Annotated in this window: 22 protein-coding genes; 13 read left to right on the top strand and 9 right to left on the bottom strand. The window is 66.0% G+C overall.

Going from position 1 to position 22,639, the window contains the following annotated elements; genetic code table 11:
* The first annotated feature begins 45 nt into the window (after positions 1-45).
* From gtdA to D5301_RS08045, 6 genes are all read left to right on the top strand, one after another.
* A complete protein-coding gene (gene gtdA, locus D5301_RS08070; protein WP_153855332.1) occupies positions 46-1,098 on the top strand; it encodes a gentisate 1,2-dioxygenase in 1,053 nt (350 codons plus the stop codon).
* A gap of 50 nt (positions 1,099-1,148) precedes the next feature.
* On the top strand, positions 1,149-1,847 hold the full coding sequence (locus tag D5301_RS08065) for a fumarylacetoacetate hydrolase family protein (protein WP_153855331.1): 699 nt from the start codon (positions 1,149-1,151) through the stop codon (positions 1,845-1,847).
* An 87-nt stretch (positions 1,848-1,934) separates the two neighbouring features.
* Positions 1,935-3,308 carry an aromatic acid/H+ symport family MFS transporter gene (locus tag D5301_RS08060; protein ID WP_153855330.1) on the top strand — a complete coding sequence of 458 codons (1,374 nt, stop codon included), beginning with the start codon at positions 1,935-1,937 and terminating at the stop codon, positions 3,306-3,308.
* A 21-nt stretch (positions 3,309-3,329) separates the two neighbouring features.
* Positions 3,330-3,971 carry a maleylacetoacetate isomerase gene (gene maiA, locus D5301_RS08055; protein WP_153855329.1) on the top strand — a complete coding sequence of 214 codons (642 nt, stop codon included), beginning with the start codon at positions 3,330-3,332 and terminating at the stop codon, positions 3,969-3,971.
* 60 nt (positions 3,972-4,031) lie between these two features.
* On the top strand, positions 4,032-4,973 hold the full coding sequence (locus D5301_RS08050; protein WP_219634996.1) for a transporter: 942 nt from the start codon (positions 4,032-4,034) through the stop codon (positions 4,971-4,973).
* Between the two features lie 113 nt (positions 4,974-5,086).
* Positions 5,087-6,670, top strand: a complete 1,584-nt coding sequence (locus D5301_RS08045) for an EAL domain-containing protein (protein WP_153855328.1) — start codon at positions 5,087-5,089, stop codon at positions 6,668-6,670.
* 18 nt (positions 6,671-6,688) lie between these two features.
* Here D5301_RS08045 and D5301_RS08040 read toward each other — a convergent pair whose 3' ends face one another.
* Positions 6,689-7,174, bottom strand: a complete 486-nt coding sequence (locus D5301_RS08040; protein ID WP_153855327.1) for a DUF6265 family protein — start codon at positions 7,172-7,174, stop codon at positions 6,689-6,691.
* An 89-nt stretch (positions 7,175-7,263) separates the two neighbouring features.
* On the opposite strand from D5301_RS08040, the gene D5301_RS08035 reads away from it, so the two are divergent.
* A complete protein-coding gene (locus D5301_RS08035) occupies positions 7,264-8,112 on the top strand; it encodes an AraC family transcriptional regulator (protein ID WP_153855326.1) in 849 nt (282 codons plus the stop codon).
* 40 nt (positions 8,113-8,152) lie between these two features.
* On the opposite strand, the gene D5301_RS08030 is transcribed toward D5301_RS08035, so the two are convergent.
* The 3 genes from D5301_RS08030 to D5301_RS08020 all read right to left on the bottom strand — a co-directional run bounded on the left by D5301_RS08030 (position 8,153) and on the right by D5301_RS08020 (position 10,598).
* Positions 8,153-9,025 carry a pirin family protein gene (locus D5301_RS08030; RefSeq protein WP_153855325.1) on the bottom strand — a complete coding sequence of 291 codons (873 nt, stop codon included), beginning with the start codon at positions 9,023-9,025 and terminating at the stop codon, positions 8,153-8,155.
* 156 nt (positions 9,026-9,181) lie between these two features.
* Positions 9,182-10,084: a LysR family transcriptional regulator gene (locus tag D5301_RS08025; RefSeq protein ID WP_324187289.1), complete on the bottom strand. Its 903-nt coding sequence runs from the start codon at positions 10,082-10,084 to the stop codon at positions 9,182-9,184.
* An 88-nt stretch (positions 10,085-10,172) separates the two neighbouring features.
* On the bottom strand, positions 10,173-10,598 hold the full coding sequence (locus D5301_RS08020; protein ID WP_153855323.1) for a DoxX family protein: 426 nt from the start codon (positions 10,596-10,598) through the stop codon (positions 10,173-10,175).
* 302 nt (positions 10,599-10,900) lie between these two features.
* Between D5301_RS08020 and D5301_RS08015 the strand changes: the two genes are divergently transcribed.
* On the top strand, positions 10,901-11,509 hold the full coding sequence (locus D5301_RS08015) for an NAD(P)H-dependent oxidoreductase (protein WP_153855322.1): 609 nt from the start codon (positions 10,901-10,903) through the stop codon (positions 11,507-11,509).
* An 89-nt stretch (positions 11,510-11,598) separates the two neighbouring features.
* Here D5301_RS08015 and D5301_RS08010 read toward each other — a convergent pair whose 3' ends face one another.
* Positions 11,599-12,078, bottom strand: coding sequence for a GNAT family N-acetyltransferase (locus D5301_RS08010; RefSeq protein ID WP_153855321.1), 480 nt, complete (start codon positions 12,076-12,078; stop codon positions 11,599-11,601).
* Positions 12,079-12,211: 133 nt separating this feature from the next.
* Here D5301_RS08010 and D5301_RS08005 point away from each other — a divergent pair, with 133 nt between their 5' ends.
* Positions 12,212-14,407 (top strand): hypothetical protein, encoded by a 2,196-nt coding sequence (locus D5301_RS08005; protein ID WP_153855320.1) that lies wholly within the window; start codon positions 12,212-12,214, stop codon positions 14,405-14,407.
* A 71-nt stretch (positions 14,408-14,478) separates the two neighbouring features.
* Complete coding sequence (locus D5301_RS08000; protein WP_153855610.1) at positions 14,479-14,964, top strand: TspO/MBR family protein; 486 nt, start codon at positions 14,479-14,481, stop codon at positions 14,962-14,964.
* A gap of 16 nt (positions 14,965-14,980) precedes the next feature.
* On the opposite strand, the gene D5301_RS07995 is transcribed toward D5301_RS08000, so the two are convergent.
* Entirely contained in the window at positions 14,981-15,274 is a 294-nt protein-coding gene (locus D5301_RS07995) for a hypothetical protein (protein WP_110712292.1), read from the bottom strand.
* Positions 15,275-15,526: 252 nt separating this feature from the next.
* Between D5301_RS07995 and D5301_RS07990 the strand changes: the two genes are divergently transcribed.
* From D5301_RS07990 to D5301_RS07980, 3 genes are read left to right on the top strand one after another with little or no spacing between them, the layout of a single operon-like run.
* Entirely contained in the window at positions 15,527-17,764 is a 2,238-nt protein-coding gene (locus tag D5301_RS07990) for an ATP-binding protein (RefSeq protein WP_153855319.1), read from the top strand.
* On the top strand, positions 17,761-18,228 hold the full coding sequence (locus D5301_RS07985; RefSeq protein ID WP_110712290.1) for a response regulator: 468 nt from the start codon (positions 17,761-17,763) through the stop codon (positions 18,226-18,228). Before D5301_RS07990 ends, D5301_RS07985 begins: the two co-directional genes overlap by 4 nt.
* The gene (locus tag D5301_RS07980) at positions 18,221-20,620 is read left to right on the top strand and encodes a hybrid sensor histidine kinase/response regulator (RefSeq protein WP_153855318.1); all 2,400 of its coding nucleotides are present in this window, start codon (positions 18,221-18,223) and stop codon (positions 20,618-20,620) included. Before D5301_RS07985 ends, D5301_RS07980 begins: the two co-directional genes overlap by 8 nt.
* A 2-nt stretch (positions 20,621-20,622) precedes the next feature.
* Here D5301_RS07980 and D5301_RS07975 read toward each other — a convergent pair whose 3' ends face one another.
* From D5301_RS07975 to D5301_RS07965, 3 genes are read right to left on the bottom strand one after another with little or no spacing between them, the layout of a single operon-like run.
* Entirely contained in the window at positions 20,623-21,312 is a 690-nt protein-coding gene (locus D5301_RS07975; RefSeq protein WP_153855317.1) for an oxidoreductase, read from the bottom strand.
* A 13-nt stretch (positions 21,313-21,325) separates the two neighbouring features.
* A complete protein-coding gene (locus D5301_RS07970) occupies positions 21,326-22,000 on the bottom strand; it encodes a ChrR family anti-sigma-E factor (RefSeq protein WP_324187288.1) in 675 nt (224 codons plus the stop codon).
* The gene (locus D5301_RS07965; protein WP_153855316.1) at positions 21,997-22,620 is read right to left on the bottom strand and encodes a sigma-70 family RNA polymerase sigma factor; all 624 of its coding nucleotides are present in this window, start codon (positions 22,618-22,620) and stop codon (positions 21,997-21,999) included. The genes D5301_RS07970 and D5301_RS07965 overlap by 4 nt, the downstream gene beginning before the upstream one ends.
* Positions 22,621-22,639: the final 19 nt, after the last annotated feature.

The following is a 22,639-nucleotide window of genomic DNA, read 5'->3' as shown; positions in this document are numbered from 1 at the left end:
CGAAGGCACCGCTCCGGGGTGCCGGCACGCACGGTGGAGTCGCTCATGCACGCAGTCCAGGCCCTCGACGCACGTTCCGCATTCAACCGCGATATCGACGCGGACCATCTGGTGCCGCTGTGGGAACAGCTGCATTCACTGGTGCCGCGCGCGCCGGCAGCCAAGGTGGAGGCAGCGCTGTGGCGGTATCGCGACCTGCGTCCGCACCTGATGCGCGCAGGCGGCCTGCTGACGGCCGCCGAAGCGATACGACGGGTGCTGGTCATGGAGAATCCCGCGATCCGTGGCCGCGCCTCGGTCACGCAGAGCCTGTATGCCGGCCTGCAGCTGATCCTTCCCGGCGAAGTCGCGCCCAGCCATCGCCACACGCAATCGGCGCTGCGCCTGGTGATCGAAGGCACCACGGCGCATACCGTTGTCGATGGCGAACGCATTCCGATGGCCCCGGGCGACTTCATCATCACCCCGTCCTGGACCTGGCATGACCACGGCAATCGCGAAGCGGCCGAAGGTGGAGAGCCTGTGGTCTGGCTGGATGGGCTGGACATTCCATTGCTGGGCTTCCAGGGTGCGCAGTTCGCCGAGGACCACGACAGCGATGAGCAGCCCCTGACGCAGCTGGAGGGCAGTTCACTGGCCCGCTACGGTTCGGCCCTGCTGCCGGTACGCCACCGCGTGGCAACGCCCGTATCGCCACTCTCGCACTATCCCTACGAACGCACCCGCGAAGCGCTTGAAACCCTGCTGCGCAATGGTGATCTGGATCCTTGGGATGGCATCAAGCTCCGCTATGCCAATCCTGCGACCGGTGGCTGGGCGATGCCCTCCATCGCGACCTGCATGCAACTGCTGCCGGCAGGCTTCCGTGGCCGCACCTGGCGCAGTACTGATGCCACCGTGTACTCGGTGGTGGAAGGCAGCGGTGAGGCGATCATCGGCGGGCAATGCTTCGCCTTCGAAGCCAAGGACACCTTCGTGGTCCCCTCATGGGCCGGGCTGTCACTGCATGCCAACGAGGATTCCACGCTGTTCAGTTTCTCCGACCGCCCGGTGCATGAGCTGCTGGGCGTTCTGCGCGAGTCGCGCGAAGCGGAATGAGGTCACGTCCTCCCGCGCGCCCTTCCCCGTCCGTTTCTGGAGTGGTTTCAATGACGTATCTCTTTGCCCCGGCACCGGTGGTCGGCATACCGGTGGTTGGCAGTGATCAGCAGTTCCCCGTACGCCGCGTGTACTGCGTCGGCCGCAACTACGCCGCACATGCGCGGGAAATGGGGTTCGATCCGGATCGCGAGCCGCCTTTCTTCTTCTGCAAGCCCGCCGACGCTGTCGTGCCGGTGGCCGCCGGAGAAGAGCTGCAACTCCCCTATCCCAGCGAAACCGGCAATTACCACTATGAAATCGAGCTGGTGGCTGCCATCGGCACCGGCGGCTCCAACATTCCGCTGGAGCAGGCGCTGTCGCATGTGTTCGGCTATGCAGTAGGCCTGGACATGACACGCCGCGACCTGCAGATGAAGATGCGCGAGATGGGGCGCCCGTGGGAAATCGGCAAGGCCTTCGATCAGTCCGCCCCGATCGGCCCGCTGTGGCCTGCGGCACGAAGTGGATCGATCGACCAGGCCGGACTGTGGCTGCAGGTGAACGGTGAAGATCACCAGCGCAGCACGACCGCGGCGTTGATCTGGTCAGTGGCCGAGACCGTCGCATACCTGTCGCGCTTCTTCGAACTACAGCCGGGTGACCTGATCTATACCGGCACTCCAGAGGGCGTGGGCCCCGTGGTCCGCGGCGACCTGATGGTGGGCGGCATCGACGGTCTTGGGGAGTTGAACGTGCGTGTAGTCTGAGCACGCGCACTGCGGCATTCACCAGCCCTCGGGAGGGCTGCAATTCCATTGCACAAGGCTGCGCATGGCGCCGCCAGGGGATGAATCATGTCTGCAATCCTGCGTAACGGCGCCGTCGACATCCAGGCATTCGTTGATGCGCAGCCATTGAGCGGCTTCCAGTGGCGGGTACTGGGTCTGTGTTTCCTGGTGGTCGCGCTGGACGGATTCGATACCGCCGCGATTGGTTTCATCGCCCCCGCATTGAGCCAGGACTGGTCACTGACTCCCGGCCAGCTCAATCCAGTGATGGTTGCTGCGTTGGCGGGGCTCGCCGTGGGCGCATTCGCCTGCGGCCCGCTCGCCGATCGCTTCGGCCGCAAACGCATCCTGATGCTGTCCGTGCTGTTCTTCGGCGGCTTCAGCCTGGCTTCCGCCGGGTCGGACTCGGTCGCGGGATTGAGCGTGTTGCGCTTCCTCACCGGACTCGGCCTTGGCGGTGCCATGCCGCAGGCGGTGACGCTGATGTCCGAGTATTGCCCCCAGCGCCGCCGCTCGCTGCTGGTCACCACCATGTTCTGCGGCTTCACCCTGGGCTCTGCGCTGGGCGGGATCGTCTCCGCGCACCTGGTGCCACTGTTTGGCTGGCGCTCCATCCTGGGGTTGGGCGGCGCGCTGCCCCTGCTCATTCTGCCGGCGCTGGCACTGTGGCTGCCGGAATCGCCGCGTTTCCTGTTGCTCAGGCCGGGCAATGAGGCACGTGTGGCAGCACTGCTGCGCAAGATCGCAGCGTTGCCAGCAGGGTGGTCCGGGGCGTTCCTGGATGGCGTGGCCCGTGATCCTGCTACGCAGGTTGGGCGCTCCCCGTTGCAGCTGATCATGGCACCGGCGCTGCGCCAGGGCACGGTGTTGTTATGGGGTGCCTTCTTCATGAGCCTGTTGATCATCTACCTGCTGACCAACTGGCTGCCGACGCTGATCAAGGGCACTGGCCTGAGCCTGAGCCAGGCGGCGCTGCTGACCGCCCTGTTCCAGATCGGCGGCACCATCGGCTCGATCGTGCTGGGGGCCACCATGGACCGGTTCAATCCCTACCGCGTGCTGGCATTGGCCTATCTGGCCGGCGCGCTCTGCATCGGCGCCATCGCACGCTTCTACTACGACTTCTGGCTGTTGGGCGCCTTCGTGGCCGGGGTGGGCTTCTGCATCAGCGGCTCGCAGGTCGGGGCCAATGCACTGGCGGCCGCGTTCTATCCCACTGCCAGCCGCGCCACCGGCGTTTCCTGGGCGCTGGGTGCAGGCCGCATCGGCTCCATCGTGGGTTCGCTCAGCGGCGGCGCCATGCTGGGCCTGGGCTGGGGCATCCAGGGCATCTTCAGCCTGTTGATGCTTCCCGCAGCGATCGCCGCACTGCTGATCTTCATCATGGGGCTGCGCTATCGGCACGCACGCACCACGACTGCGACAGTGACTGCGCACTGATTCCTTCCGTACGAGCCGATCATGATCCTCTACAGCTTCTTCAACAGCTCCACCTCCTACCGGGTGCGCATCGCCCTTGCGCTGAAAGGGGTAGAGTACCAGCTGCGCACCGTGGCCATCCGCAAGGGCGAGCAGTACAGCGCGGCCCATCGCTCGCTGAGCCCCATCGGTGGTGTGCCGGTGCTGGTCACAGATGACGGCGAGGTCCTGACCCAGTCACTGGCGATTCTCGACTACCTGGACGCCATCGCTCCGCAGGTACCGTTGTTCCCGACAGAACCGATGCGCCGCGCACGGGTGCAGGAACTGGCGCTCCTCATTTCCTGCGACATCCATCCACTCAACAACCTGCGCGTCCTGAAGTACCTGGAGTACGAGCTGGGCCTGGAGGCTGGCGAACGATCGGAGTGGTACGGCCATTGGATCGCCAAGGGCCTGGCCGCCGCCGAAATCCTGCTGCAACGCGCCGACCCAGCCACGTTCTGCTTCGGTGACACGCCGGGCGCGGCGGACTGCTGCCTGGTCCCCCAGGTCGCCAATGCGCTGCGCATGAACTGCGACCTGGCGCCCTACCCGCGCGTGCTGCAGATCCATCAGGCCTGCCTTGCACACCCTGCTTTCCAGGCTGCCGCACCGGAACGGCAACCCGACTATCCGGCCTGAGCCTCCGGTCGCGCTGCCAGCGCAGGAACGTGCTCATCACTCAACCTTGGGAGAGATCGCATGCGGCACCCTCCATATGCCATCGGTTCACGGCAGGCACCCTTCATGCTGTCCGTGCTGGCCCTGGTCGGCAGCAGCGTTGCGCTACCGGCACAGGCTGCACTTCCATCCGGCAACCTCGGGCTGACCTCGTTCAACGATGGCAAGTCCAAGCCCGGCAATCTGTTCCAGCAGTTCGTCAACGTTTACGAAGCCGACCGCTTCATGGATGCACAGGGCAGGCCACGACCGGTCGACAACGAGCTGCAGACCACCGTGCTGGCCACCTTCGTCGGCCGCATCACCGAGCACAAGGTCTTCGGCGCCTGGTACGGCTATGAAGCCCTGCAGCCGGTGCTGTTTGCCAATGCGGATTTCAACCCGAAGGTGAGCACCGGCAATGGCCTGGGTAATCTGAGTGTCAGCCCGGTCGTATTGCAGTGGCCCGAAACAACCCTGTTCGGGCGCCCCTACTTCCAGCGCCTGAACCTGCAGGTTCAACTGCCCACGGGCAGCTACCACCGCGACCGCGCCATCAACCCGAGCAGCAACGCCTGGGCGTTCAATCCGCACTATGCGCTGACCTGGGAGTTCGCGGACAACTGGGAACTCAGCTCTCGCATCCACTATCTGTGGACGGGCCGCAACAACGATCCAAATCCAGCCCTTGCCACCGACTACGTGCAACCTGGCCAGGCGCTGCATGCCAATGTCTCGGTCTCGCGTGCAGTGGGCCAGAACTGGCGTCTCGGCCTGTCCGGCTATGCGCTCAAGCAGATCAGCGCCGAACGCATCGACGGCAGAACCCGGGCCGATTCGCTGGAACGAATCAGCGCACTGGGCCCCGCCGTCCAGTTCGGCACCGGCAGGACCCGCATCATGGTCCACTACTACAAGGAGTTCGATGCGGCCAATCGCAGCGAGGGGGACCGCCTGCTGCTCCGCTGGTTCCAGTTGTTCTGAAGCCCGCTCACATCAATTCATGTAAGTGAAAGATACGCCCTCCCTGTCGCCCCGTGGGCTATGCTCGCCCTGCACGTCTGCACGCGCGAACATCGCCTCCCGGGGCTGGCGTCATGTCAAGCACGATCACGCAGCGAATGAGAGCCTGGCTCTTCCCCTGCACAGTGGCTGCGCTGGCCATCTGTGCGGCCATTGGCCTGCCCGTGGCAAGCCAGATCGGGATCGAGCAGATCTTCCAGGCCACCGAGCGAAACGTGGCCATGGGCTACGCGCGGGATGTCCTGCAGCGCTCCGAACGGGTGTCAGCCACCTTGAAGGACGCCCTGGCGCAGCTGACACAGGGCGATCCGGCAACCTTCTGTGATTCCTCACGGGTCACCACGATGCGCCGTATCGCCTTGATGTCCCCGGACATCATGGCGATCGGCCATTCCCAGCAAGGTCGCCTGCTCTGCTCGTCCTTGCCGGTCCCGGTGGATTCGGTGGTGCTCGGTCCCGTGGAATTCCGCGGCGAGTTCGATGTACGCACCAAAGTGAGCCTTCCCCTCGCCCCTTCACCGACATTCATGGCGATAGAGCGTGATGGCTTCGTCTTCTTCCTGTACAGAACGCACGTGATCGACCTTCCGCTCGATCGTGACGCTGTGGTTGCGACCTACTCCACGCTGGCGCGCAGGGTGCGGACCTCGCGTGGCGAGGTTCGCCCCGCCTGGCTCGCGGCCGGGCGCCGTGGCCAAGGCGTCAGCTTCATTGATGGCCGCTACGCGGTGGCCGTGCTGGAATCCAGCCGAAACACCACGGGCGTGGTCGTCGCCTACCCGCGCAGCCGCTGGCAATCAGAGAAGCGCAGCATTGCCGGCGCCACGCTCGGCCTGGCGATACTGGCTGGCCTGGGGGTGGCGTCGTGGGTGGTCCTGTGGGCCCGGCGACTGCTGAGCGTATCGGCCACTTCGCTGAAGCGAGGCCTTCGGCGCGGGGAGTTCAGCCTCCACTACCAGCCCATCGTCGAGCTGGAGACCGGACGATGGGTGGGCGTGGAGGCGCTGCTGCGCTGGCAGCGTCCAGGCGGAACCCCGGTCAGTCCCGCGATCTTCGTGCCGTTGGCGGAACGCACCGGGCTCATCGCCCGGCTCAGCCAGCGTGTTCTGGAGCTGGTCGCCGCAGAGAGCCCGATGCTGCTGGCGGAAGATCCCGATTTCTACATCGCCATCAATCTCGCCGGCAGCGATCTGGCGTCATCGAAGATGCTCACTCAAGTGCGCGCACTCTCCGAACTGCCTGGTGCCAGCGGTCGCAACTTCCAGGTCGAGATCACCGAGTACAGCATGGTGTCCATCGACGCGGCCGGAAGCAGTATCAAGTTCCTGCGAGAAATGGGCATCCAGGTGGTACTGGATGATTTTGGAACAGGCTTCTCCAACCTTGGTTACCTGACCGAGTTCGCGCTGGATGGCCTCAAGATCGACCAGCAGTTCGTGCAACGCATCGGCAGGTCGGACACCGCCGATGCCATGGTCTTCCACATCATCGAGCTCGCCCGGTCATTCGGGCTGCGCATCGTGGCCGAAGGCATCGAGACCCAGCAACAGGCCGATGCACTGGCAGCGCATGGAGTACGGCGTGGCCAGGGGTGGCTGTTTGCTCGTCCGATGCCGCTGCACGAGCTGCTCAAGGCGCTGCGGCGCCGCCACGATTGAATGGGCGCGCCGGACCGCTCACCGCCCCTGCTCCACCTCCCCCTGACCAGCACAGCGCCGATAGTCGAACGGAATCCGCAGGATCTTCCCATCCTCTCCCGGCCCGGAAATGCTGGCCTTCAAGTCGGCGCCATCACGCCGATACTCGATGCGGTTCGGGAAGTCATGCTGCGGGTTCTCGAACACCACCCAGTTCTCGCCGTGGTCGGCAATCACGAATGTGGTCGGCGCCACACCGTTGGGCTGCACATGCAGGCCGGCCGCCTTGCCGGCCGGCACCAGGCGCATGTACTCGAAAGACGCCATGCTGCCGCGGCTCAACGTCCGTGACATGCCAAGCAGGGCGCCGCCGGCCTCTGGCAGCCACACCTCATCAAGCCTGCGCTCCTCGGTACCACCGCACCAATGCCCGGCCAACCAGTCGAACCTGCCCGGAGCAGCAGTGACTGCACTGCTTCCCAACGCCAGCCCTGCGCCCAGCACCACCAACGTCGACTTCAACATGCCCTGACCTCCTGGATCGGTTGGACGCAGGCTAGCGCCCCAGCCCCGGGGACGCTTGTAAAAATGCGCAGGATGACGTCCGATGCCGCATGGACTACCGCGAGCACCCTGCCCCCGACGACCTGCACCGTCATGTCCAGTGCCTCTGGTGGCTGCGGGACGAGGCCCCAGCCCATGAGGTGCAGGTCATCTATCCCGATGGCCGGTGCGAGTTGCTGGCGGAACTTGGCGTGCCGCTGCATCTGCATGGGGCAGACGGCCGGATCCGCTCCGATCTGCCGTTCTGTTTCGCCGCACAGCAATGCGGCCCGATCCGACTGCGGGCCGTTGGCCCGGTGTTCTGCATCGGCGTGCGGCTGCAGCCGGCCGCAAGCGCCTTGATGGCCGGTGTCCGCCTGCCCGGTCTTCGCGACCAGGCACCGGACCTGTACACACTGGATGCCTCCTTTGCCGAGACCTTCAGTGCGGCCGCTCGCGCCAGCGCGGCAAGCGGCACGCCCGAGCCGTTATGGCAGGTGCTGCGGGAATGCTGTGCCAGCTTCATTTTGGACGAGCGCATCGAACAGGCCGTTGCGGAACTGGATGCAGCGGAAGGCGACCTGCGCATCGCCGAACTCGCGCGGCGGCTGGGCATGTCCCTGCGCGGCCTGCAATCCCGCTTTCTGGCGGCCGTGGGCATGACGCCGAAAGAATATGCCCGTGTATGCAGGCTGCAGGCTCTGTTGCACACGCTGGATGGAGAAGCCACCAGCATCGCCTCCGCCGCAGCGCGCCACGGCTACAGCGACCAGGCCCATGCCACGCATGACCTGGTGCGATGGACCGGCGTCACGCCCGCTCGACTGGTCCATGCGCTGCGCGGTGATCGCGGCAGCGACGATGCACTGCGGCTGGCTGCCGCCTTCGTGCGCGGAAGCAGTAGCGGCCACTCACGATAGCCGGGCCCCACCCTCCTGCCCTGCTCCAGAGTCGACACCATCAGCCAGCGCTTCCCGCCGCCCGGATCTGCTCCCCCAGCTCGCGGATCCGCGCTTCACCCGCGTTCAGTGCCTGCGGGCTGGTATGGACCGAGTAGTAGCCGGTTGCCAGCGGATACGGATGCCGTGCTGCGGTACCGAACACGAACTCGGTGTCCTCACGGGCGAAGAACGCAACGTCCTGGCCACCTTCCTCGAAGACCACCAGTTCACCTGCACCGATCGCTTCGGGTACACGCAGCGAGCCCACGCTCACCGCGACCCAGGCCACGTCATGTCCCGGCGGCGGTTGGAACCGCCACGAATCCCCTGCTGCCAGCTTCACCGAGAAGTAGTTGATCGGTGCCGGTGCATCGATGGGGCTGCGGGCCGCGCCGTACGTTCCCAGCAATACGGTCACCGGGCCTTCGCTGCGGATCTCGCCAGGAGAGAAGTAACGGCTGAAGGGCGCGCCCAACTCCAGGGCGGGCGGCAGCGCAAGCCACAGCTGGAAACCGCGCAGGCGATCGGAATCACCGAATCCGCCGCCGTGCCAGGCGCCACTGCCGGCCTGCATCCACTCCATCCAGCCGGCCTCGATGCTGCCCTGGCGCCCCTGGTCGTCTTCGTAGTCGACCGCCCCTTCCAGCAGCCAGGTGAGCGTGGCGATGCCCGAATGTGGATGCAGGCCCAGCGCAGGGGCCTGGGAGCGCGAAAGATCACGCGCATCGATAAGGTCGAGGAAGACGAACGGCTTGAGACGTTCGCCCAGGTCGGAAGGACTCACCAGCCGGGTGATGGGTCCGTGGCTGCGGCCGCGGGTGCGATGCACGATGCGGCGCACGGAGGCGACCGGAGGGATCGCGGTGGATTCGGAAGGGTGGACGGCAAGCATGGCGTGGTCTCCTTGGAAGTCGTTTTCGAACGACGCGACGGCGTCGTACATCCAAGGTAGGCGCCGGCCACGCACGGCAGTAGCCGGTCAGATCGGATTTCACCCCTCCACGGCTGGAGCAATCGCTGCCAGGCGCCGAAACAGCTACCGCCCGATTCAGGCGTCCACCAGCTGCCCCTGCACCAGATGGGTCGTGGCGAACTCGACAAACGCGCTGGCGGCGCGAGGCAGCTGCCGCCGGCTCTGGTACACCACGAACAGTTCCAGGCCATCAATCCGGTAGTCGGGCAGTACCTGCACCAACAGCCCATCCCGCAATGGCTGCGCCACCATCGCCTCGGTCAGCAGCGCGATGCCCATGCCGGCCACGCAGGCCTTGGTCAAGGCCAAGGCCGAGTTGGCGCTGAATCTCCCGCGCACTTCGACCTCAGCGGGGCCATCCGGCCCCATCAAGCGCCACTGCGTGCGCCCTGAGCCCGAGGGCACGGCGATACAGTCGTGCGTGGACAGCTCCTCCAATGCGCTGGGCGCTCCTCGTGCCTCCAGGTAGGCCGGGCTGGCCACCAGCACGGCACGGTTGTTGCCCACCCGGCGCGCGATCAGTGTTGGCCCGGTGACTGCACCTGCACGAATCGCAACATCGATGCCGTCAGCGACCAGGTCGGCGCGCGCATCATTGAGCACGAACTCCAGGCGGACCCGTGGATGGGCCTGCAGGAACGACTGCACCCACTCCAACTGGAACCAGTTGAAGAAGTCCACCGGCGCGGCGACGCGCACCTTGCCCACCGGCACTTCGCTTCCCTCGGACAGCTCCTGGGTGACGTCCGCCAGCGCCTCGATCTGCTCGACGCTGCGGGCGTACAGGCCTTCACCGGCATCGGTCAGGGTCAACTTGCGGGTGGACCGATGCAGCAGCCGGACACCCAGCTGTTCTTCCAACTGCTGGATGCGCCGGCTGGCGGTATTGGATGGCATGCCGACGCGGCGCGCAGCCTCGGCGAAGCTGCCGGCTTTGGCTACCTGTACGAACAGGGCCACATCATTGAGGTCGATCACCCGCGGTCTCCATGCACACGACTCCGGTACGGAGGCCCCTGCATTGTGTTGCAAATGGTGTCGCCACGCTCGGCGCGGCGCCCTGCCCTCATCGGGCCTTGCGCGCATCCAGGCTGAATCGGCCGGCGCCGTTGGTGGCCAGCATCAGGAATGCACCGGCAATGGAAACATTCTTGAGGAACATGATCATCTGCGTCTGGTCTGCGAAGTTGTTGTGGAACAGGAAGGCGGTGACCAGGGTGAAGCCGGCAAGCAACATGGCGACCAGCCGGGTCTGCCAACCCGCTGCGATCGCCAGCGCGCCACCGATCTCCGCCAGGATCACCAGCGGCAGCATCAGCGCGGGGACACCGACCGAGGCCATGTACCCCGCCGTGGCCTCGTAGGCGCTCAGCTTGCCGAATCCCGACAGCAGGAACAGTGCGACCAGCAGGAGGCGGCCGAGCAGTTCGACTGCGCCCTGCAGGCGGGTGGAGGACGAGGCACCAAAGGTGGTTGTGGAGTAAGTGGACATGTCTGCGTTTCCTGGAGGCGTGTTGAAACAAGAGGGTCGGTGGCAGCGGCAGGAACGACGACATCATCACTGCCAGCGGGACGCACTCTAGGTGCCCCTTCCACCGCCCACTAGCCGCCCCAGGGGGAATACACCCGTCCATTCATGGACGAATCCACCCGCAGTGGGATTGCTCCCATCCGTGGACGAATGAAATCCGCTGCGACCGGCTAGTGGGGCCCAATGCCCGGAAATAGAGTGCAGCCGTGGCCCAAGGCAGTGCGTTCACCGGGCCCGCCCTACCCTCCACTACGAGAACCGCCATGAAGCTCCTGCACATTGATTCCAGCATCCTGGGCCAGCAGTCGGTCAGCCGCCAGCTCACCGCCCAGCTCATCGAGGCGGCCCGCCAGCAGCATGGCGACGTGAGCGTGACCTACCGCGACCTCGCCCTGGCACCGGTCGACCACCTTGCCCCGCCCCACCTTGCCGCTGCCCAGGGCGCCCCCATCGAAGCCGATGCCCTGCAGCAGGACGTGGCGCTCGGTGCCGACGATCTGGAGGCCTTCCTGCAGGCCGATGTCGTCGTCATCGGAGCACCGATGTACAACTTCAGCATTCCCAGCCAGCTCAAGGCCTGGATCGACCGCATTGCGATTGTCGACAGGACCTTCCGTTACACCGCACAGGGGCCGGAAGGCTTGGCGGGCGGCAAGCGGGTGCTGATCGCCTCCACCCGCGGCGGCATGTACGCCGGTGATGTGCCGGGTGCGGCCATGGACCATCACGAAACCTACCTGACCAGCCTGTTCGGCTTCCTGGGTGTCACCGACCTGCAGTTCATCCGGGCCGAAGGTCTGGCAATGGGCGAAGATGCGCGTGCACAGGCGCTGCGGCACGCCCAGCAGGACATCGAGCGCGTCTTCGCCTGATAGCTGTGCCGTCGGCGATACACATCGCCACGGCATTTCAATCCCATTCCGCCCGACGCACCGAAGCCGATGGACAGCGATATCGCTGCCTACAGGAACCGGTGCATCACATATACATCAACCAACCCCAGCGACCGATGCCGGAACGCCGCAGGCAGCGTCCCGGCCACGGCGAAGCCCAGCTTTCGATACAGCTCGACCGCTGGCGCATTGGTACTGACCACGTAATTGAACTGCATGGCCAGGAAGCCTTCCGATCTGGCTCGATCAAGACTGTGCTCCACCAGCGCCCGGCCAATGCCGCGACCTTGCACCCGGGGATCGACCACATAGGTAGCGCTGGCCACGTGCGCTCCCAGGTCTGGATAGTTGGCACCCATCTTGTACATTCCGGCCACGCGCCCTTCCAGAACGGCCACAACGGCCGCCTGCACTCCGAACCAATGGTTCCGAAAGGTCCCGGCCTCGAAGGTGCCGGCGAACGGAAGCGCATCTTCCGTCGCAATGGCGGCCTGGAAGATCGCCCACATGGTTTCGATGTCGTCCGCGCTGGCGGGTCGGATTTCCATGCGGTTCCTCGTGCAGTGGCGTGATGCACAAGGCGGACACTAGCAGAATCCAGCAAGCGCCCCGCACCCGCTTCACGCGCCACCGCCATCGGTTCGGCAATAGTTGAATGAATTCCGGCCCTTAGAGCAGTACATGCCCCCTACTTCCGCGCGCATCCCGCACCGGCTCCGCCGATGGCGCGGCGCTGGCTACATCCTGCTGGGCGTGTACGTTCTCTACCTGCTGGCCGGCAACATCTTCCTCAACACCCCGCTGTTCGACCAGGTCACCAACCGCAAGCCGCACAAGTTCGTGATGACCACCGGCCCGGCCATCACGCTGCTGCCTGGCCATGTGATCGCGTGGAACGTGCACATGCGCGGGCACGTCAACCACACCGTCTACGTGCTGCACGCCGAACGCGCCAGCGCCCGGCTGGCCGTGCTGCCCCTGTTCCGCCGCGAAGTGCGGGTTCCCCGATTGCAGGCCACAGGCGTGTCGGCCGAAATCAGCCGCGTCGAGGACGCCATTCCGTCGCCCCCGCGCGGCGACCAGGGTTGGACCCTGCGTTTCGACGCCATCGACAGCGACAGCATCCGCAGCGCCCGGCTCGGCAAGCTGCTGATCATCGGCAAGGGCCAGGGCACGGTCGGGTTCCTCAAGCAGCTGCGCGGCGGCCCATCGGAACTGTTCGATTCCGAGGTCTCGTTCAGCAAAGCAGATACCAGCTATGACGGCGTGCAGCTGCTGGGCGACATGGATCTGACTGCGCGCTTCAGCTATCCGCGCCACTATCGCGATCAGGCGCCTGGCCTGGCCAAGTTGAAGCTGCTGCATGCGCAACTTGATTTGGACGCGCGCAGCCAGGGCCTGCGCATGGATACGGACGCCACAACGCCAAAGATCTCCAGCGCGCCCGTGCCCGGACGCATGCAACTGGCGGTCCACCTGATCGACGGCCAACTGCAACCCGGTGACCGCGCGCTGTGGCAGGTGCCGCTCTTCCTCGGCGATGGCGCGCCCGATCGCGGTGTGCTGGCCCTGCAGCTCAATGTAGCCAACGACCTGCGCCTGCAGGCCCGCCTGCCGCCACGCCCGGATTCGGCCGCCGGCATCGATGCCGACCTGCACATCACCGGGCGCGAGATTCCCTTCCAGCACCCTTCCCAGCTGCTGGAGCGCAGCTCCGGTACCGTGCGTGGCGAATGGACCTTCACCTCGCTCAACTGGATCCCTGCCCTGTTCGTGCGCAAGCCGTGGCTGCAGCTGGATGGCGGCGGCACGCTGAAGGCCGACCTACGCCTGCGCAATGGTAAGCTGATCGAAGGCAGCACCGTGGACATTCCTTCGGCTGCCGCCGTGGCCGAGGTCGCTGGCGTGCGCCTGGCCGGCACGGCCAGTGCGCATGGCGAGCTGAAGGCCGGCACCCCCACTCAGGCACAGCTGGCGATCCGGCTGCCCCGCTTCACCGCTCGCCCAAGCGATGCGAAGGATGTGCGCCTGTTCGACGGGCGCGACCTGGCCGTGGACCTCACCGGCGACGGCCGCCTGCAGGAACTGCGCAAGGGCGTTCGTGCGCGGCTGCGCTTCAGCCAAGCGACCATCCCGGACCTGGCCGCCTACAACCGCTACCTTGGCTCTCAACAGGTGCGCCTGCTGCGTGGCACCGGCAGCCTCAGCGGCGACGCCACGCTCGACACCGATGGCCGCGTCGGCCACGGCACCGCGCGGCTGCTGGGTCGCAATGCCAGCGCCAAGGTGGCGGGCCTGGACATGGGCGGCGATGTCGACGTGAACGCGACGCTTCGCCGTGGGGACTTCAACCAGCGCCATTTCGATCTGTCCGGCACCACCGTGGAGCTGCGCAATGTGCAGGTGGCGCGCACCGATTCCAGCAGCGCGTGGAAAGGCCGCGCCGTGTTCAAGCGGGGCCGCATCGACGCGCAGTCTCCGTTCCAGGTGGACGCTATCACCGATCTGACCCTGAGCGATGCACGCCCCTTGCTGGCCGTGTTCGCCAAGCGCACCGACTATCCGCGCTGGACGCTGTCCCTGCTCGACTCCGGCCAGGTCGATGCACAGGCCACGCTGCGTTGGCGCCCGGGGCATCTTCTGGTCGACGGCCTGCAGGCCGAGAATGATCGCCTGTCGGTACGTGCGCGGCTGGATCTGCTGGAGCAGCGCAAGCGTGGCGATCTCTATCTGCGCTGGGGGCTGCTGGGCGCCGGCATCGAGCTTGATGGCGAACAGCGCCAGTGGCATCTGGCCAAGGCGCGTGAATGGTTCGATCAGCGCCCTTCGCTGTTGCCGGCTGCCGAAGGTGGAAGCGCCGCGGGTTCTTCAGACTGATCGCCCCGGGCTGCATCCATTTGCCGCTTCCGTTCGTATGAGCGGGTAAACGCAGGATGGAGCGGCACGGAATGAAGCGGCGTTCACAGGTTATGGGTCTTCTGGGATGGGGTGTGGTCACTTTTGCGGCGGCGGCAGTCGGCGCATGGGCATCGACATCCGCCGCCAGCTTCTACGCCACTCTCGCCCTTCCCGCCTGGGCACCGCCTGCCAGCGTGTTTGGCCCGGTATGGAGCCTGCTCTACGCGATGATGGCTGTTGCTGCATGGCTGGTCTGGCGTGAGCGCGGCTGGCGAGGTGCACAACCGGGGCTGACGCTCTATCTGCTGCAGTTGGCCGTCAATGCGCTATGGAGCTGGCTGTTCTTCGGCTGGAAGCTGGGCGCGCTGGCCTTCGTCGACATCCTGGTACTGATCACGCTGGTGTGCGCAACGATCGTTGCCTTCGCCCGCATCCATCGTGGTGCGGCGGTGATGCTGCTGCCTTACCTGGCCTGGATATCGTTCGCATCCGCGCTGAACTTCGCGGTGTGGCGCGCCAATCCCGGGTTGCTGTGAGCCCGTATCAGTGCTCTCAGGCCTGTGCGACGCACTGCGGCTGCCATGCACGCAGCAACGCCGGCTTGAACGCCTGCTGGCCACAACCCGTGGGGCATCGCACCACGCGCGCGGCGGTGTGGCTGACCAGTCCCTGCCCCTCTTCCGCCTTGAACACCGTTTCGCAGCACAGGCAGCGCGCAACCAGCGAGTACAGGTGGAGCAGGCGCCCACTGGCCGGATCCTGCAGGGCATCCACATCCAGCAGCTCAAACTGGCAGCTGTCGGCAAGCATGCGGTATGGCGTTGAAGGCAAGGTCTGCAGGTTCACGTGGCGTGGTCACTCAGGAATGTGCATTCACCCTAGGCAAGTCGGTGTCGAGCGCGCGTGCAGCGCACAAGTACCTTTCGCGAAACATGCAAGTGCTGTTGGAATGCTCAGATGAAGAATTCAGGTTTGAATGAAACGTTCTTCACGCGCACGTGCTGGTATGCGAATGCACGATTTTGCTTCACCATCCATGCATGCCGGATGCAACGCTGGGCCATTCCAGCCATCCACGAATCATGAGTCCCGCCTTTGATGCCTTCTGCCGAGTCCACGCACGACACCGCCCAGTCCCGTTGTGCGCGTGAGCCGATTCATACGCCCGGTGCCATCCAGCCATACGGTGTGCTTCTGGTAGTGGAGCCGCAGTCACTGCGGGTGCGTGAGCGTGCCATCAGCCAGCAAGGGCTGCTGCAGCAGTTCGGCGAACCCTTGATGCAGCATGTCAGCGAGGTACTGGGCGGCGTACTGGCGCCCTTCCAGGCGCTGTTCCAGCAGGCCGCGGTGGGCAGCAGCGCACATGTCGGCGCCGTGCACCTGGATGGCCACGGCCGCCATCAATTGCTGGTGCACCGCTCCGCCACCGATCTGCTGGTCGAGCTGGAGGCACCGGTTCCCGGCCAGCCTGGCTCGCTGGAAGAGTTGTATCCGTCGATCCGCGAACTGATGACCGGCATCGAGTCGGCTCCCACCGTTCAAGATCTGTGCCAGCTGGCCGCCGCGCACATGCGCCGGCTGACCGGCTTCGACCGCACCCTGGTCTACCAGTTCGACGCCGGCTGGAACGGCATCGTGGTCGCTGAGGATGGCAACGGCCTGTTGCCGTCCTACCTGGACCTGCGCTTCCCCGAATCGGACATTCCGGCCCAGGCCCGCGAGCTGTATCGGCGCAACCGGGTGCGACTGATCGCGGACAACAACTACACCCCTGCCCCGCTGATGCGCAGCGAGGCGCACCGCGACGCGCCGGCCACCGACCTGAGCCTGGCCGTGCTGCGCAGCGTTTCGCCCGTGCACCTGCAGTACATGCGCAACATGGGCACCGGCGCGTCGATGTCGGTGTCACTGGTGCATGAGGGCCAGCTGTGGGGTCTGGTGTCCTGCCACACGGTTCAGCCGCGCCGCCTGCCCTATCACGTGCGCACTGCCTGCGAATTCATGGGCCAGATCCTGTCGCTGCAGATCGCGCTGAAGGAGCGTGCACGCGCCATCGAAGAGCGCGTGGCGCGCCGCTCGGTGCTGGTCAAGCTGCTGGCACGCATGGCCGGCGACGAGGATTTCATGGCTGCGCTGCGCCACGACGAAGCCAGCCTGCTGTCGCTGACCGGCGCAGCAGGCGCCGCCATCGTGCACAAGGGCGACTGCATGCGTGTGGGCCAGTGCCCGCCCGCAACCGACGTGCTGGCCCTGGCCGATTGGCTGGCGGCACAGCAGGCCGGGCAGGAAACGTACTGCAGTGACCATCTGGCAGCCGACTGGGCGCCAGGCGCGCGCCTGTCCGACGTGGCCAGCGGCGTACTGGCGGTGTCCATTTCGCAGCTGCATGACAGCTACCTGATGTGGTTCCGCCCTGAAGTGGTGCGTACCGTGCGCTGGGGCGGCGATCCGCGCAAGACCGCGGCACTCGACGTGGCACTGTCGCCGCGCAGCTCCTTCGAGGCCTGGAAGGAAACCGTGCAGCAGCGCAGCCTGCCGTGGAACGATGCCGACCGTGATGCCGCCCACGAGATGCGCACCGCCATCGTCGACATCGTGCTGCGCAAGGCCGAGGAAATGGCCGAGCTCAACGAGCAGCTGGTCCGCAGCAACAAGGAGCTTGAAGCGTTTTCCTATTCGGTCAGCCACGACCTGCGTGCGCCCTTCCGCCACATCGTCGGTTACTCGGAGCTGCTGGGCAGCTCGGCCGGCGAACGCCTCAACGATACCGAGCGCCGCTTCCTGGATACGATCGTGGAATCGGCCAAATCTGCCGGAACGCTGGTGGACGACCTGCTGAGCTTCTCGCAGATGGGCCGCTCCACGCTCGGCCGGGTGCGGCTGGACATGGCGGCACTGGCCGAGGATGTCCGCAGGAGCCTGGCACTGGACTACGCCGGACGCGACGTACAGTGGACGCTGGCGCCGCTGCCGGAGGTGCAGGCCGACCCGACGATGATGCGCCTGGTCTGGCAGAACCTGCTGGCCAACGCGGTCAAATTCACCCGTGAGCGCGAGCAGGCGGTGATCGAGATCGGCCATGAGCGCCTCGATGAGGAGGACCACTTCTTCGTGCGCGACAACGGCTGCGGTTTCGACATGCGTTATGTCGACAAGCTGTTCGGCGTGTTCCAGCGCCTGCATCACGTCGAGGAATTCGAAGGCACCGGCATCGGCCTGGCCAATGTGCGCCGTATCGTCGGCCGCCATGGCGGCAGGACCTGGGCCGAGGGCGAACCCGGCAAGGGCGCCACGATCCATTTCACCTTACCCCGTTCCACAGGAGATCACCCATGAGGGACCTGCGGCCGATCCTCCTGGTAGAGGACAGCCCCAAGGATGCAGAGCTGACGCTGGCCGCACTTGCGCGTTGCCAGTTGCTGAACGATGTCATCCATGTACGTGACGGCGCCGAAGCGCTGGATTACCTGCGCTGCGAAGGCAAATTCGCCGGCGCCAACCACGGCGGCCCGGTGGTGGTGCTGCTGGACCTGAAGCTGCCCAAGGTGAACGGCCTGGAGGTGCTGGAGCAGGTGCGTGGCGATTCGAACCTGAGCAGCACGCCGGTGGTGATGCTGACCTCCTCCCGCGAAGAGCAGGATCTGGTGCGCAGTTACGAACTGGGCGTCAATGCGTTCGTGGTCAAGCCAGTCGATTTCAAGGAATTCTTCGACGCGATCCAGGGCCTGGGCATGTTCTGGGGCATCACCAACCAGCCACCACCGCATCGCCCCAACGGCTCGGGGCAGCACAATGCGTGATGGATCGCGCCGCAGCGAGCACCTGCGCATCCTCATGCTGGAGGACAGTGCGCTTGATGCGGAGTTGATCACCGCACAACTGCACCGGGCCGGCCTCGACTTCGAGGCTGAGCGCCTGTGGACCCGCAATGCCTTCATCGAGGCGATCGAGAATCGCGCCTTCGATGTCATCCTGGCCGATCATGTGCTGCCGGGATTCGACGGCGACGCCGCGCTGGCGCTGGCCCGTGAGCGCATCCCGCAGACGCCCTTCATCTTTGTCTCCGGCACGCTGACCGAGGAGCTGGCGGTGCAGGCGCTGACCCGCGGGGCGCGCGACTACGTGGTCAAGCAGCGCCTGCAACGCCTGCCGGATGCGATCCGCCGCGCCCGCCAGGAGGCGCACGAGCGTACCCAGCTGGCCCACGCGCAGGCCGCCCTGAATGACAGCCAGGCCCAGCTGCAGCAGGTGACCGATGCCGTCCCGGCACTGATCGCCCAGCTCGACAGGGAGCATCGCTACCGCTTCGCCAACAAGGCCTTCCTGGACTGGCACGGCGTCAGCCTGGCCGAGCTGCTGGGCCGTACGGCGCGCGATGTCAGCGGAATCTCCGCGTTTGAGCAGGCGCTGCCCAGCATCGAACGGGTGTTGCAGGGCGAGCGCACCCGCTTCCAGGTGGAGCTGGCCCACCGCAGCGGCGAATCACGTTTCGTGCAGATGGACTGCGTGCCGGAGCGAGGCGCCGACGGCGCCGTGGTCGGCTACATCTGCCTGGGCAGCGACGTCTCCGGGCTGAAGCAGGCGGAACTGGCCCTGCGCGAAGACAACCAGCTGCTCGAACGGCAGGTGCAGGCGCGTACCACCGAACTCCGGGCCAGCAAGCGACGCTTGCAGGCCATCTTCGAATCCAGCTTCCAGCATCAGGTGCTGCTGGACCTGGATGGCCGCGTGGTCGACGCCAATGTCGCCTCGTTGGCTGCCGTGTTGGCCGACAAGCCCGACGTTGTAGGCCAGCGCTACGGGCAATCGCCGTGGTTTGCCACCAGCGATGACGTCGGCATCCTCGTGGACCAGGCCATTGCCGCTGCCGCGAAGGGCCACAGCTCGTTGCATGCGCTGGAGCTGGAACTGCCGACCGGCCGCCGCAGCTACGATTTTTCGTTCCGTCCGCTGTTGGATGCCGAGGGCGCGGTGACCGCCGTGGTCTCCGAAGCGGTGGAAACGACTGCACGCCTGCAGGCCGAGCATGCGCTGCGCCAGTCACAGAAGATTGAAGCGGTGGGCCAGCTCACCGGCGGCATCGCCCACGATTTCAACAACATCCTGACGGTGATTTCCGGCAACGTTGAACACGCCATGCTGCTCAGCGAGCGGGCCGGCGAGCCGGGCGCCATGGTCAGTCGTGCGCTGGACAATGCTCTGAAAGGCGTGGGCCGTGCCGCCAGCCTGACCCAGCGCCTGCTGGCATTTGCCCGGCGCCAGCCACTGCACAGCCAGGCAGCCAATCTCAATGACCGCCTGCTGGACATGCATGACATGCTGCAGCGCGCCCTGGGTGAGCTGGTACAGCTGGAAATCCGCGCCGCCGAGGACGTCTGGTGCGTCGAGATCGACGTCAGCCAGCTGGAGGCATCGGTACTCAACCTGGCCGTCAACGCCCGCGATGCCATGCCCCACGGGGGCCGGCTGGTGATCGAGGTCGACAACAGCCATCTCGACCACGACTACGCCGCCTTGTTCCCCGATGCAGCGCCTGGCGAATACGTGATGCTGCGGGTCCGCGACAACGGCCACGGCATGGACGCGGCTACCCTCGCGCGCGTGTTCGAACCCTTCTTCACCACCAAGCAGGTTGGCCGTGGTACCGGCCTGGGCCTGTCGATGGTGCATGGCTTCGTCAAGCAGTCCGGCGGACATGTACTGATCGATTCGGTGGAGGGCGGCGGCACCAGCATCACCATGATGTTCCCGCGTTCGGCACTGGCCCTGCCCTGCGAGGCGAGCGCACCACCGACCGGCCTGGCCGGTTACTCGCCACGCGAGGAAACCATCCTGGTGGCCGAGGACAACGATGATGTGCGTGCGCACACCGTTGATGCACTGCGCCTGCTGGGCTATCGCGTGCTGGAAGCGCACGATGGCCCATCCGCGCTGCGGCTGCTGGAACGTCCGGACACTACGGTCGACCTGCTGTTCTCCGACGTCGTGATGCCCGGCATGTCGGGCTGGGAGCTGGTGCGGGAAGTCCGGGAGCGCTGGCCCGACGTCGCGGTCCTGTTCACTTCAGGCTATCCACGCGATCACGACGCGGTCGGCAGCCAGGGCCGGGCGGCCGCGCTGCTGCCCAAGCCATTTACCCGCAGCGACCTGGCCCAGGCCGTGCGTACCGCACTGGAAGGTGCCGCGCATTGAGGTCAGGCAACCGGGTCGCTCACGTCCATCGCGATCCGGTTGATGTCCGCGCACTCCACCGTGGCAGGCGGATGTTCCCTGCCGGCCAGTGCAATCATCGCCTGGCCCAGAGCCAGGTTGCTGGTCACCAGTGACGGCGCGATCACACCCGCCAGTTTCATCAAGGGTGCGCCACCCCAGTACAGCGGCTTCAGCAGGCCATGACGGGTGCCGGTGCCCGGCACGGGGCGAACGCCACCCGGACGCAGCATGACCGTGCGGACCGGCAGCGACTGCAGTGCCCGCTCTGCCTCGCCCTTGATCCGCAATGGCATCAACCGGCTTCGCGCATCCGCACCGGCGCCGGATACATACAGGAAGCACCCCTGCGGGTTCACCGTGGCCCAGGCGCGGGCGACGGCCAAGGTGGTGTCCAGTGTCACCCTTCGGTACTCGGCCTCGGCCGTGCCGACCGGTGGAGCGCCCGCGCAGTAGAAGCAGGCATCGAACCCCGACAGATCATCCTGCCGTTCCTCGATCCTAAGGAAGTCCGGCACGATCAGCTCGCTGCCGCTACCGTCGAGGCTGCCCGGGCGCCGGACCAGTGCAGCCAGATCGGAAACCCGGGGCGAGCGCTGGCAGGCCAGGGCCACGCCCTGCCCCACCAGCCCCGTGGCACCGGTCAGCAGAACCCGCAGCGCGCCTGTAGCCATCGCTGCACGCATCCTAGAGCTTCACGAAGCGCTGGATCTTCCGCGCCAACCAGCCACTGAACACCAGTGGCGCATCCAACGCTGATACACAGATACACGGCACGCCAGGTGCGGTGACCGGTTGATGCTCGACATCCTCATCCAGATCCGCCACGTCACCCGGCGCGAACAGCCCCAGCGCGTCGTTGTAGGAACCGCGCAGAATCTGGGTCAGCTCGCTGCGGCCATGGCTGTGCATGGGCAGGCACTTGCCGGGGGCGATCTTCAACATGATCAGCGACGGCATCTGCTCCGCACGGATGCAGTGCACCCCCGGCGCCATCCAACGCCAGCGCAGGCCGCTGAGCGAAGCGCCGAAATACGGATGCAGCGAGGCAGGCAGATGATCCGGATTGGCCTCGGGCCGCTCCTTCGGCACCGGCCGCGTGGCCCCAGGCACGGCCATCGGCGTTTCCGTGGCCAACTGCATCAGCATCGCCTCGCGCAACTGTTCGCGGCGCGTGTCGGCTGCAGACGGCTGAGTCTGCTCCAGCAGCACCGAACCGATCGCCTCGGCGTCGCGCAGGCGCTGACGGCAATGCGGGCACTGCTCCAGGTGGGCACCGGCCACGATACTCAACGGCGCCGGCAGCGCCCCGGCGGCATAGCTCATCAGGGTGGATTCGTGCAGGTGGTGGTGCGGATTCACAGCGCACCTCCCACTTTCGCCTGCAGTTGCAGGAACGCTCGGCGCAGGTGTGATTTGACCGTCCCCAGCGGCATGCCCAACGCCTCGGCGATTTCGCTGTGGCTCTTGGCTTCGAAATAGGACATCCGCACCAGCCGCGCCTGCACCGCAGGCAGCTCGTTGATGCGCTGGCGCAGGCGCGCCTGATCGGCGAACTGCTCGGCACTGCTGCGCTCGACCACGTCCCGTGTTGCCGCATGTTCCACCGCGGCCTGCACCTGCATCCAGCTGCGTTCGCGCCGTATGCGATCGATATGCAGGTTGCGGGCGATGCGATACAACCACGTACTCAAGGCCCCCTGCCCGGGGTCGAAATCGGCGGCCCGCAGCCACAGGCGCAACAGGCTCTCCTGCGCCAGCTCCTCTGCCACCGCGTCGGGCACGCCCAGGCCGCGCAGGTACACGCACAACCGCGGCATGAAGTAGTCGTAGATCCGCATGAAACAATCGCGGTCACGAAGCCGTGCCACGCCGTCCATGTCACCGGCCCAGTTCGTCGGCTCGCTGCTCGGCTGCTGGGAACTGGACACGATGCGTGCGGTATCGAAGTTGAGGAGTGTGCTGGCGGCGTCAGGGTACATCTGCGTTCGCGGCGGGCGG

Source organism: Stenotrophomonas sp. MH181796 (genome assembly GCF_009659995.1).
GTDB lineage: Bacteria > Pseudomonadota > Gammaproteobacteria > Xanthomonadales > Xanthomonadaceae > Stenotrophomonas > Stenotrophomonas riyadhensis.
This window is presented reverse-complemented; position numbering and strand designations above follow the sequence as displayed.

What these genes read in the sequence shown, in the direction of transcription:
- gtdA (WP_153855332.1), top strand. Translation starts at nt 46, where the DNA reads ATGCACGCAGTCCAGGCCCTCGACGCACGTTCCGCATTCAACCGCGAT.
- D5301_RS08065 (WP_153855331.1), top strand. Translation starts at nt 1,149, where the DNA reads ATGACGTATCTCTTTGCCCCGGCACCGGTGGTCGGCATACCGGTGGTT.
- D5301_RS08060 (WP_153855330.1), top strand. Translation starts at nt 1,935, where the DNA reads ATGTCTGCAATCCTGCGTAACGGCGCCGTCGACATCCAGGCATTCGTT.
- maiA (WP_153855329.1), top strand. Translation starts at nt 3,330, where the DNA reads ATGATCCTCTACAGCTTCTTCAACAGCTCCACCTCCTACCGGGTGCGC.
- D5301_RS08050 (WP_219634996.1), top strand. Translation starts at nt 4,032, where the DNA reads ATGCGGCACCCTCCATATGCCATCGGTTCACGGCAGGCACCCTTCATG.
- D5301_RS08045 (WP_153855328.1), top strand. Translation starts at nt 5,087, where the DNA reads ATGTCAAGCACGATCACGCAGCGAATGAGAGCCTGGCTCTTCCCCTGC.
- D5301_RS08040 (WP_153855327.1), bottom strand. Translation starts at nt 7,174, where the DNA reads ATGTTGAAGTCGACGTTGGTGGTGCTGGGCGCAGGGCTGGCGTTGGGA.
- D5301_RS08035 (WP_153855326.1), top strand. Translation starts at nt 7,264, where the DNA reads ATGGACTACCGCGAGCACCCTGCCCCCGACGACCTGCACCGTCATGTC.
- D5301_RS08030 (WP_153855325.1), bottom strand. Translation starts at nt 9,025, where the DNA reads ATGCTTGCCGTCCACCCTTCCGAATCCACCGCGATCCCTCCGGTCGCC.
- D5301_RS08020 (WP_153855323.1), bottom strand. Translation starts at nt 10,598, where the DNA reads ATGTCCACTTACTCCACAACCACCTTTGGTGCCTCGTCCTCCACCCGC.
- D5301_RS08015 (WP_153855322.1), top strand. Translation starts at nt 10,901, where the DNA reads ATGAAGCTCCTGCACATTGATTCCAGCATCCTGGGCCAGCAGTCGGTC.
- D5301_RS08010 (WP_153855321.1), bottom strand. Translation starts at nt 12,078, where the DNA reads ATGGAAATCCGACCCGCCAGCGCGGACGACATCGAAACCATGTGGGCG.
- D5301_RS08005 (WP_153855320.1), top strand. Translation starts at nt 12,212, where the DNA reads ATGCCCCCTACTTCCGCGCGCATCCCGCACCGGCTCCGCCGATGGCGC.
- D5301_RS08000 (WP_153855610.1), top strand. Translation starts at nt 14,479, where the DNA reads ATGAAGCGGCGTTCACAGGTTATGGGTCTTCTGGGATGGGGTGTGGTC.
- D5301_RS07990 (WP_153855319.1), top strand. Translation starts at nt 15,527, where the DNA reads ATGCCTTCTGCCGAGTCCACGCACGACACCGCCCAGTCCCGTTGTGCG.
- D5301_RS07985 (WP_110712290.1), top strand. Translation starts at nt 17,761, where the DNA reads ATGAGGGACCTGCGGCCGATCCTCCTGGTAGAGGACAGCCCCAAGGAT.
- D5301_RS07980 (WP_153855318.1), top strand. Translation starts at nt 18,221, where the DNA reads ATGCGTGATGGATCGCGCCGCAGCGAGCACCTGCGCATCCTCATGCTG.
- D5301_RS07975 (WP_153855317.1), bottom strand. Translation starts at nt 21,312, where the DNA reads ATGGCTACAGGCGCGCTGCGGGTTCTGCTGACCGGTGCCACGGGGCTG.
- D5301_RS07965 (WP_153855316.1), bottom strand. Translation starts at nt 22,620, where the DNA reads ATGTACCCTGACGCCGCCAGCACACTCCTCAACTTCGATACCGCACGC.